The following is a 10,213-nucleotide window of genomic DNA, read 5'->3' on the forward strand; positions in this document are numbered from 1 at the left end:
ACTTTTTGAATTGGCTGAAAACCTCTATGACTCCTCACGAAAGTGATGCAAAAGAAGCTACCGCGTCATCAAAAGTATGGCGTGATTGGCAAGAAAATCTGACTCTAATTGCGATCGCCTTGTGTTTGGCACTCCTGATCCGGACTTTTATTGCCGAACCTCGTTATATACCTTCTGACTCAATGTTACCTACCTTACATACGGGCGATCGCCTGGTAGTGGAAAAAATATCCTACCGTTTTCACTCTCCCATAACTGGCGATATTATTGTTTTTCAGCCCCCCGCAGAACTACAACGTCGGGGATATCCCAAAGACCAAGCCTTCATCAAGCGGGTAATTGGTAAGCCTGGAGAGGTAATTGGTGTTGCTTCAGGCAAAGTATATCTCAACGGTCAACCCTTACTAGAAGATTACATTGCTGAACCACCAAATAAGCCTTTCCTACCAGTGAAAGTCCCTGAAGACGAGTTTTTTGTTATGGGTGATAACCGCAACGATAGTAACGATTCTCGCTACTGGGGCTTTTTACCTAGTAAAAATATCATTGGTCGAGCAACATTTCGTTTTTGGCCTCTCGACCGCATTGGGTTCATTTAAAGAGTTTGGAGTTATTTGAATTTAAAACTTATAACTCCCCAAACTTAAAACCTTAAATAATACATCAGCTGGGCGATCGCATCACCAGGAAGTTCCAGTCGTCGCTGGAAATCAACTAGATTACGGTAAGGCCCAGCTGATAGCCGATTTTGCACCACTGCTTGGGCTAGAGAAAAATCTATAAATGGAATTTGTGCTAACTTCTCAACTGTTGCAGTATTCGGGTTAACTAAAACCGTAGAATTAGCTAGCGATTCGTCATCATAGTAACTAAAATTTAGCAGTGGCTTTAGTGGCTCTAGCCGCAGTAACGGCATACTCAAAGCCGCAGCGATATCTTCAATACAGTAAAATTTAACACCGGAACGTGAAAGTTCTACAAGCGATCGCGCTTGGTGAATTGACAAACCAGGTAAGCGCAACCAATCATCTACAGTTGCTTGATTGGCATCAATGCGGATACCCAGTACTGCCGCTATCTGAATTTCTTCCCCAGATTGTAGCCGATAGTAAGGATCTTTGAGCAGCTGGGCACGGAGCTTTTGCAACTTGGGGTTCAAAGGTAGCCAATTGTTCATGATTGTCGCTTGCGTCAAGAAATCTGGTCTAGCAGCTGGCGGCGCTTTTGCTCAAATTCGTACTCTGAAATTAGTCCATCCTGTCGGAGACCATCTAACTCACGCAAGGCGTTAGCCACCACTCCTACCTGATTGCTTGTCTGCTGTGAGTTTCTTGTTGCTGACTTGCCTAAATTAAAATTACGGTCAAAAGCTTCTTCGTCTTGGGCTAAGTACCAAACCCCCTCAATAGCACTAGCTACCTTGGGGATTGGTGTCCAGGAAAGCAAAACATACAACAGACCCCACAGCGGTTGTCCCAGATAGAATTTATGTAACCCTGAAATTGTTAGCGTACCGGAAAGAGCTAAAATAGCGGCGACGCTTCGGCTTTTGCGCTTAGTCAACATATTCTCAACAAATTTACCACTACCACAATTCCTAAGACAGCCATAGTAGCAAAGCACCTTGATAAATTAAGCATTACAGAATTCCTACTGACCAGCAAGCATATAAATCTATTCTAGTTAACTACTAGTCGTCAAAGAAAAATTGGGTAGTAGAGGTTATTCTTAGTTGACGCTTTAGCGCTAAACCACCAATTACAAACTGATCATATTAAACTTGACAGACTATCTCACCCTATTCTTCAGATTTTGGTGGAGTGACTCACGATTGAGTTAATATCAAGCTTACTTATGTACAGCTATAGGACTAATATTTGATTTTTGAAAAAAATTCAGTACACCACTAAAACCGAAGCTTGTTCCCTTTGTTAGTCCCCTAGACTAAAATAAAAATATAAGTAAAACTATTAAGCTACTGAGTGTAATGCCTCAGTTTAATATCAGCAATATGGGATTTTTCGATTCTGAGATAGTTCAGCAAGAGGCAAAACAGCTGTTTGATGATTATCAAGCGCTGATCACACTTGGTAATAATTACGGTAAATTTGACCGCGACGGCAAAAAGCTGTTTATTGAGCAAATGGAAGCCATGATGGATCGGTATCGCATCTTTATGAAGCGCTTCGAGCTGTCAGAAGATTTTATGGCACAAATGACTGTACAGCAACTTAAAACTCAATTAGGTCAGTTTGGTGTTACCCCGCAACAAATGTTTGACCAAATGAACTTCACCCTACAACGGATGAAAGCTGAGTTAGAAGCACAGTCTTAAAGGGGAGTGGGGACTAGGAACTGGATAAACTATTTTTTGATACCCAATACCTAATACCCAATCACCAATCTGTCTAATTTGCCTTGGGGCGAGGAAACTTTGAAGGTGGCTTGAAATTTTCTGCTGGTACATTCTTGAGTGCTTTTTGCATAAAATCACGCCAGACAGGGGCAACCATGCCACCACCCGTCGCACCACTAGCTAACTGTCTGTTGTCGTCTCTCCCCACCCAGACAGCAGTTGTTAACTGAGGCACAGTACCAACAAACCAAATATCCTTTTCTGAGGATGTTGTTCCCGTCTTGCCAGCTGCTGGACGGCCGATAGCGGCCCCTTTACCTGTACCATCAGTCATTACTGTTCGCATAACGTCGATAATTGCTGCCGATGCCCAAGGGTCAAGAACTAGCTGAGGTTTAGGTGTGTTGTCTAGCAACACGTTGCCACTACTATCGGTTACACGGACAATTACCGTTGGTGGCGATTGCCAGCCATAATTGGCAAAGGTAGCATACGCACTAGCCATTTCTAGAGGTGTAACGCCAATTGCACCCAGAGGTAATGAAGTCACCGGTTCCATCGGACTCATAATTCCTAAAGTGCGGCAGATTTCTACCACTTTATTCATCCCCACACTCTTACCAACCTTAATCACAGGGATATTGCGTGACTGTGATAGCGCTGTGCGAATTGACATTGCACCACTAAAACCACCATCATAGTTTTTTGGATAGTACCAACCGTCACCATCTCGGTAGCTAACTGGAGCATCTACCACCGTTGTGTTTGGCGTAAATTTACCACTAGCAAAAGCAGTATAGTAGACAAACGGTTTAAAAGAAGATCCTGGTTGACGCTGAGCTTGGGTTGCCCGATTGAACTCGCTGGTTTTAGAATCTACGCCACCCACCAGTGCTTTGATAAAATGGGTGCGCGGATCAATTGCCACCAGGGCCATCTGATTCTTAGATAACCCCTGACCAACAAGTGATTTATGCCATTTGCTGACAGTTTGCTCCGCCATTCGTTGGAAATCAGCGTCAACAGTTGTTTGTACGCGCATTCCACCTTTTAGCAGTGCATCACGCCCAAACTTTTTAGCTAACTCATGTGCTACCGCATTGGTAACATAAGGTAGGGCACTACCTTGAAAAGACTTAATTTTACCAAGTTTGATTTCTTGCTTGAGAGCATCATCGTATTCTTGCTGGTTGATCCAGTTCAATTCCAGCATCCGTCCCAGCACTTCTTTTTGTTTCTGTTTTGCCAGCTTCATGCTTACAAACGGGCTAAATTCCTCCGGCGCTTGGATCAAACCTGCCATCATTGCCGACTCGCCCAAGTTTAAATATTCCGCTGACTTGTTAAAGTAACTACGCGCCGCCGTTTGTACACCATAGTTGTTATGACCCCAATAAACTTGATTGAGGTACATTTCTAAAATTTGATCTTTGCTGAGAATTTGCTCTAACCGAATTGCTAGCACACCCTCTGCTATCTTCCGGGTAAAAGCACGTTTGCGAGTCAAAAACAGGTTTTTCACCAACTGCATGGTGACAGTAGAACCACCTTCTCTCACTCCACCGGCTGCCCAGTTAACTACCACAGCACGTCCAACGCCAACAGGGTTAATACCGTGGTGATCGTAGAAGTGACTATCTTCGCTTGCTAGTACCGCTCGTTTTAAATTTGGGGAAATTCTATCTAGGGATGCTACTTCTCGATTAGCTTCCCCGTGAATGCTCGTTAATAGTTTGCCCTTAACGTCATAGATGTAAGTCGTTTCTGAGGGAAAGAAGTTACGTAGTTGTCTGACATCTGGCAAATTACGGAAACTAACGGCTAAACCAACAAGTCCTCCGGCTACAATGGAACTTGCCAGCATAGTAATTGACAGGAGAGTGCCGCCAGTTACCTGACCTACTCCTTTCAAAAACTCAAAACCTGATGAAGCCCGACGTTGTGGCTGCTTATCTTCAAAAGTCCTAGACGAAGACACGGCTATTACACTTCCTCACTTGTAAATATAACTGTAATTCATTCAGCGAAGCAAGGCGGTTAATTTTTTGCAATTATAGTAGTTTGGCAGATGAGAGAGTGGATAAATTGCTGGTGAATATAACTAACTTAACTTCTAGAGTGCAAAGCATAGCTAATAGTGAATCTCCTAGTATGGCGCAAAATTTTGCTTGGCTGCGTCGTGGTGTAGTGGAAGTCTTTCCTCAACCGGTTGATGCTGACAGTGAAAGTGAAAGTTTAGAAAAGCGCTTACTGACTACAAACCAGCCCTTAAGGGTCAAATACGGAATTGATCCTACAGGTGCCGACATTCATTTCGGTCATAGCATACCAATGCGGAAACTGCGAGCGTTTCAAGATGCAGGCCATACAGCAGTTCTAATTATTGGCGATTTTACAGCGCGTATTGGTGATCCGACGGGTAAATCTGAGGTGCGCCGTCAGCTTACAGAAGCAGACGTAGCCCAAAATGCCCAGACTTATCTTGATCAAGTACGCCCTATCTTGGATTTTGACACACCAGGAAGGTTAGAGGTGCGTTATAACTCCGAATGGCTATCCCAGATGGATTTAGGGAAAATCTTGGAGTTACTATCCACGATGACGGTAGGGCAGATGTTAGCCAAGGAAGGATTTGCAGAACGCTATAGAAAAGAGAATCCAATTTTCATCCATGAGTTCCTTTACCCGTTGATGCAGGGTTTTGATTCTGTCGCGGTTGAGGCAGATGTGGAATTAGGAGGCACTGATCAGAAGTTTAACATCGCTGTGGGTAGAGATTTACAACGTCATTTTGGTCAAAAGCCTCAGTTTGGGATGCTGCTGCCGATTTTGATTGGCACAGATGGAGAGCAAAAAATGTCCAAGTCTCTAGGTAATTATATTGCCTTGTCGGAACACCCCGCCCAAAAGTATCAGAAGTTACAAGGAGTTCCTGATCAACTGCTGGAGCAGTATTTTGAACTGTTGACGGATTTAGCTTTGGACAAATTGCCAGAAAATCCGCGCGATCGCCAAACACTTTTGGCATGGGAAGTTGTTAGACAATACGATGGCGAACAAGCAGCCAATGAGGCAAAAGTTGCAGCACAAAGCGGTGGTAAAGAAGGTGCTGTTCCAGAATTTTCTTTAGCTAGCGTGCCGCAGTTTCCCGCAAAGTTAGCGTATATTCTTAATGCCACTGGCTTGTGCAAAAGTACGGGTGAAGGAAAGCGGAAAATTCAAGAGGGTGGTGTGCGCTTAGATGGCGATCGCATTACCGATGTTGATACTAGTTTCGCTTCTCTTGCTGATTTACAGGGCAAAGTCTTACAAGTTGGTAAAAATAAGTTTGTGCGTTTAGTGCCTTGAATGGGGAATGGTGGGTGAGATACAAATGAATGCAGAGCAAAAAATTATTGTGCCTTTGGACGTGGGTGATGAAGAGAGTGCGATCGCCCTTATTGATCAACTTCCGCAAATCGGTTTCTGGAAGGTTGGTTTAGAGTTGTTTACCAGCACTGGGCCGAAAATTCTGGAATTGCTAAAGTCTCGACAAAAGCGCATTTTCTTGGATTTAAAATTTCACGACATCCCTAACACTGTTGCTGGTGCTTGTCGAAGTGCAGGTCGTTACGGTGTAGATTTACTCACAATTCATGCTACATCTGGTAAAGATGCCTTAAAAGCGGCAACTGAGGCAGCGCAGGAGGGGGCTGCACAAGCAGGTGTGAAACCACCTAAATTAATTGCTATTACCCTGCTGACGAGCATTTCTGCTAGGCAACTGGCGTTTGATTTGAAGATTCCTTTAGAATTGCCAGAATACGCCCTAGAAATGGCATTGCTGGCGCAAGAGATGGGCTTGGATGGGGCGGTTTGTTCGCCCCAAGAGGTGGCGCAGTTGCGGCAAACTTGTGGAGATGATTTTCTCTTAGTTTGTCCAGGAGTACGACCAAATTGGGCAGACAAAGCTGATCAAAAGCGATCGCTCACCCCAGTGCAAGCTATCCAAGCTGGTGCAGATTACTTGGTGATTGGGCGTCCCATCACTGCTGCAAGTGATCCTGAGCTAGCCTGGAAAAGGATTTCTGAGGAGTTAACTGCGATCGCATGAATGCAGAAGTCAGAAAGAAAAATTATCGTTTGTGGTTTGTAACTTGTGGCTTCTGGTTTTTAATATCAAATAGCCTTAATCCAGCTTTCTCGAAAAACCTCACTCCTAACTCTGTGTTGGCACAGAAGCAAAACATCAACAGTGACGTTAAGCCTTTGTGTTCTGGGCAAAATTTAGAAACATTAACTACTCAGTTAATGCGCGATTTACCTAGTTACGCTAATCGTGCCAGTCAACGCGCCCGCCGCCTTAGTAGAAAAAGTGATGTTTACAGCTATATGCTAGTGGCAGGAAAACCTGATTTTAATCCTTTGCCGCTTAACTCTGAAGAACATAGCGCAGATGCACCTAAAAGCTCTGCATCAGGAGTTGAGCAGATTTTCTTTACTACCTTAGAGCGGCAGTACATAAACAAGAAAGCGTTAGAATTGCAGCAATTTCACTGGCTGTTGTTGACTAAAACTAAAAGTGGTTGGCGTTTAGTAATGATGTTTACCCAAACAGGTGCTTATCCAAAACAACAACCACCATCGCCTCCAAGGGATAGTAGTAATGGTGCGATCGCCCAAGCTGTTAAAGCTTGGTTACGCGATTGTCAGGCAGGAAGTGTGCGGATACGTTCTGGGAATTTGGGAGTTTAATTGTAACTGCCTAGCTCAGTTAGAGCTACTACTACCGGAATCACAGCTACTGCTACTACCGGAGTCATAGCTACTACCGGAATCACAGCTACTGCTGCTACCGGAGTCATAGCTACTGCTGCTACCGGAGTCATAGCTACTACCGGAATCACCAACATACCAACTACTGTTGCTGTTACTAGAAGAACTACCAGAGTTGCCCTGACGCTTTCTACGGGAACTGTTTCTAGAAGGTGAAGCAGCACCTATGATGAGAGCGATAAAACCCAGTACAATTAGTAAGGATATGATTAAACTCAACATGATTCTTCTCCTGTGGCAATTTTTTCAAGATTAACAAGCTGATGAAAGTCTCAATATAGACTTCACTGCTATCAACTGTTTTTCCAGATTTTATGAAAGTTGTCAGGCACTACCTGGATATCCTGCCACATCAGCCTAAGAAGATGTTTGAATTTCCTGGATTTCATCGAACTTAGCACGCACTGCTTGAATATCTTGCCACATCAACCATTTGGGCGCACCTCTTTCTTTAGAAGGGTTACGTAGCAAGTAGGAGGGGTGAAAAATTGGCATACACAAACGTCCTTCCCACTCTAGCCACTGTCCGCGAATTTTCGTAATTGCCCGCTTATCACCAGTCAATCCTTTGAGCGCACTTGCACCTGTCAACAGAATTATTTTCGGGTTAACTAAACGAATTTGTTCTAGTAAATAGGGTTTACAAGCCGCCATCTCTTCAGTAGTAGGAACTCGGTTTTCTGGTGGGCGGCATTTATTAATATTGGCAATGTATATGTCATTCTCAGTAGACAGATTTACAGATGCTAAAATTTTCTCTAGCAATTGTCCTGATTTGCCTACAAATGGTAAACCAGTTTCGTCTTCATTTTGACCTGGTGCTTCTCCCACAATCATGATTGGTGCTTTAAGATTGCCACGTCCGACAACAGCATGAGTCCGAGTGTCTCCCAATGCACAACGATGACACTGATTACAATGCTGTGCCAACTGGGTCATGCTGGAATAAGTTCCGGGATGGATAGGAATTTTAGCGTCTGTGGGAATCAGCTCTTGTTGGTTAAAAGTTGAGTCGTCGAAGAGGCTGAGTTGGGTTTCGCTGCTCATGAAAATTAGGATTTTGGCGTCAGGCACCAGCTGTTTAATCTGAGTTAAATATGGCTCTGGTTGGAGATTTTTCAGAAATAGATAATATTTGCACAAGTCTTATTGTATCAGTTAATTTGAGCCAAAATTCAGTCATGATAAAAGCAATGCCGTCCTAATATGCTGGGGGAAAACATGTCACATACCTCGCTTTTTGCCGATCGCACCCATGCAGGTGAGGAATTGGCGCGAGTGATTCATGATGTTTTGGCTCAGCAAACTATTGAATCTGGGGTAAAGCCTGTACCAATTGTCTATGCTTTGCCGAGAGGAGGTGTTCCAGTAGCAGCACCAATAGCGAGCCTTTTGGGTTGTCCATTGACAATAGTTGTAGCGAAAAAAATTAGCCATCCAGATAATCCAGAGTTAGCCATTGGTGCAGTAACTACCTCCGGGAATGTTCTCTGGACTCAGCAAAAGCTATTTCGCCCCAACGATGATTTGCAGTGGCGGGAAGTAGCTTTAAATCAAGCGATCAACCAAGCTAAGTTTCTTGAGGCTCAATTAATTCTTGCTTGTCCGCAGGTGCATCCAGAGGGAGCTACGCTGATTTTAGTTGATGATGGCATTGCCACAGGGATGACAATAGCGGTGGCAGCAAGTGCTATCAAAGCGCTTTCCCCAGCAGCCGTTTGGCTATGCACTCCAGTAGCACCCCAAAAATTGCTACCTTGGTTGAGTCAGTGGTGCGATCGCTTAATTGTCTTGGAAACACCAGAACACTTCTGGAGTGTGAGTAATTTTTATACGGAATTTCCTCAAGTAGACACAGTAGAAGTTATCATGTATCTCCAGCAACAAAAGAGCACGGAGGAGTGAAAGTAATTTTAATTGTAATTTTAAATTTTGAACTTTAATTTAAATTGTGAATTATTCATTTTGCCCCTCTCCCCCTACTCTTATTCCCCTCTTTTTTGATTAACTATTTGGAGACATTTACTGCTGGTATTGCATTGCTTTAGCGTAATCGCCTAAAGCGTAGCAAGCGACTCTGAGACTAGCAAGGGCTTGTTCTTCACTGCGGCGATCTTTGATAGCCCTAGCTAACAGTAAACGTTCTTCATAATATAAAATCGCTTTGGTATAGTCACCCAAAGCTTCACAAGCAACTCCTAAACTACCTAAAGATTGTTCTTCGCTGCGCTTGTCTTGAATTTCTCTAGCCAATTGCAAACGTTCTTCATAATACTTAATGGCTTTGGCATAATCCCCTAAAGCATAGCAGGCATTACCCAAATTCTTTAACACTTGAGAAGCACTGCGAACATTTTTTAAGGAGCGTGCTAGTACTACACACTGTTCATAATAGGCGATCGCTTTTGGGTAATTGTCCAAAGCATACCAAGTATTGCCCAGATTCTTTAGTACCTGTTCTTCCCCCCAGTTGTCATTGAGTTCTCGCACAACTTCTAAACTTTGTTGCTGATACTCAATTGCCTGTGTAAAATTGCCCAAAGCCTTATACACCAATCCCAAATTATTTAGTGCTGCCACTTGACTACGGTTATCTTGCAGCTGCTGTGTTATTTCCAAACACTTTTCCAGAAACTCAATTGCTTTTTTATGGTTATTTAAGTGACGATAAGCATTACCCAAATGCGAAAGCACTTGCATCTGCACCGCCAAGTTTGAGGTATCCTTGATCAAGGATAAACACTCATGAGAATAGGAGATAGTACTTTTGTAATCTCCTGCGGTGTAAGTTACCAATCCTAAAAAAGAAAGCACTTGTGCCTGTTTTTGCAAATCTCCAACTGTCTGAAACATCTCTAGAGATTGCTGTAATAACTTTATCGCCGCTATGAATTCACCAGCCTGTTGCTGTTGAATTCCTTGGTGCATTAGCTTAGGGACTTCCAGAAAATAAAATATAGAAATGTCTCCGTATAGGAATCATTATTATTCTCATACGGATAGGGGGTAGGGAAGGGGTCAGCTATCGGCTGACCCCTTCCC

At 43.5% G+C, this 10,213-nt stretch carries 11 protein-coding genes and 1 pseudogene; 6 read left to right on the top strand and 6 right to left on the bottom strand.

The genetic code is table 11. From position 1 onward, the window contains the following. The first annotated feature begins 26 nt into the window (after nt 1–26). Nucleotides 27–599: a signal peptidase I gene (gene lepB, locus IQ246_RS14425; protein ID WP_194004048.1), complete on the top strand. Its 573-nt coding sequence runs from the start codon at nt 27–29 to the stop codon at nt 597–599. Nucleotides 600–643: 44 nt separating this feature from the next. Here lepB and IQ246_RS14430 read toward each other — a convergent pair whose 3' ends face one another. Both IQ246_RS14430 and IQ246_RS14435 read right to left on the bottom strand, forming a co-directional pair. Next, a complete protein-coding gene (locus IQ246_RS14430) occupies nt 644–1,177 on the bottom strand; it encodes a ComEA family DNA-binding protein (RefSeq protein WP_194004049.1) in 534 nt (177 codons plus the stop codon). Nucleotides 1,178–1,191: 14 nt separating this feature from the next. Then, entirely contained in the window at nt 1,192–1,566 is a 375-nt protein-coding gene (locus IQ246_RS14435; protein WP_194004050.1) for an NINE protein, read from the bottom strand. Between the two features lie 445 nt (nt 1,567–2,011). Between IQ246_RS14435 and IQ246_RS14440 the strand changes: the two genes are divergently transcribed. Then, complete coding sequence (locus IQ246_RS14440; protein WP_194004059.1) at nt 2,012–2,335, top strand: DUF1825 family protein; 324 nt, start codon at nt 2,012–2,014, stop codon at nt 2,333–2,335. A 73-nt stretch (nt 2,336–2,408) separates the two neighbouring features. Here the strand turns inward: IQ246_RS14440 and IQ246_RS14445 are convergent, their stop codons facing one another. After that, nucleotides 2,409–4,334 (bottom strand): transglycosylase domain-containing protein, encoded by a 1,926-nt coding sequence (locus IQ246_RS14445; protein WP_194004051.1) that lies wholly within the window; start codon nt 4,332–4,334, stop codon nt 2,409–2,411. Nucleotides 4,335–4,507: 173 nt separating this feature from the next. Between IQ246_RS14445 and tyrS the strand changes: the two genes are divergently transcribed. The 3 genes from tyrS to IQ246_RS14460 are packed head-to-tail and all read left to right on the top strand — an operon-like array spanning nt 4,508 to nt 7,090. After that, nucleotides 4,508–5,704 (top strand): tyrosine--tRNA ligase, encoded by a 1,197-nt coding sequence (tyrS, locus tag IQ246_RS14450; protein ID WP_194004060.1) that lies wholly within the window; start codon nt 4,508–4,510, stop codon nt 5,702–5,704. A gap of 25 nt (nt 5,705–5,729) precedes the next feature. Further along, nucleotides 5,730–6,449, top strand: a complete 720-nt coding sequence (pyrF, locus tag IQ246_RS14455; protein WP_194004052.1) for an orotidine-5'-phosphate decarboxylase — start codon at nt 5,730–5,732, stop codon at nt 6,447–6,449. Continuing rightward, nucleotides 6,446–7,090: a hypothetical protein gene (locus IQ246_RS14460; RefSeq protein ID WP_194004053.1), complete on the top strand. Its 645-nt coding sequence runs from the start codon at nt 6,446–6,448 to the stop codon at nt 7,088–7,090. Before pyrF ends, IQ246_RS14460 begins: the two co-directional genes overlap by 4 nt. Here the strand turns inward: IQ246_RS14460 and IQ246_RS14465 are convergent. Both IQ246_RS14465 and IQ246_RS14470 read right to left on the bottom strand, forming a co-directional pair. Continuing rightward, on the bottom strand, nt 7,087–7,335 hold the full coding sequence (locus IQ246_RS14465; RefSeq protein ID WP_194004054.1) for a hypothetical protein: 249 nt from the start codon (nt 7,333–7,335) through the stop codon (nt 7,087–7,089). The two genes, IQ246_RS14460 and IQ246_RS14465, sit on opposite strands and share 4 nt — an antisense overlap. A gap of 193 nt (nt 7,336–7,528) precedes the next feature. After that, nucleotides 7,529–8,218 carry a uracil-DNA glycosylase family protein gene (locus tag IQ246_RS14470; protein WP_194004055.1) on the bottom strand — a complete coding sequence of 230 codons (690 nt, stop codon included), beginning with the start codon at nt 8,216–8,218 and terminating at the stop codon, nt 7,529–7,531. 174 nt (nt 8,219–8,392) lie between these two features. Here IQ246_RS14470 and IQ246_RS14475 point away from each other — a divergent pair, with 174 nt between their 5' ends. Beyond that, nucleotides 8,393–9,076 (top strand): phosphoribosyltransferase, encoded by a 684-nt coding sequence (locus IQ246_RS14475; protein ID WP_194004056.1) that lies wholly within the window; start codon nt 8,393–8,395, stop codon nt 9,074–9,076. Nucleotides 9,077–9,193: 117 nt separating this feature from the next. On the opposite strand, the pseudogene IQ246_RS14480 reads toward IQ246_RS14475, so the two are convergent. Then, nucleotides 9,194–10,105: pseudogene (locus tag IQ246_RS14480) on the bottom strand (tetratricopeptide repeat protein); the annotation flags it as partial. Nucleotides 10,106–10,213: the final 108 nt, after the last annotated feature.

Source organism: aff. Roholtiella sp. LEGE 12411 (genome assembly GCF_015206995.1).
Lineage (GTDB): Bacteria > Cyanobacteriota > Cyanobacteriia > Cyanobacteriales > Nostocaceae > Komarekiella.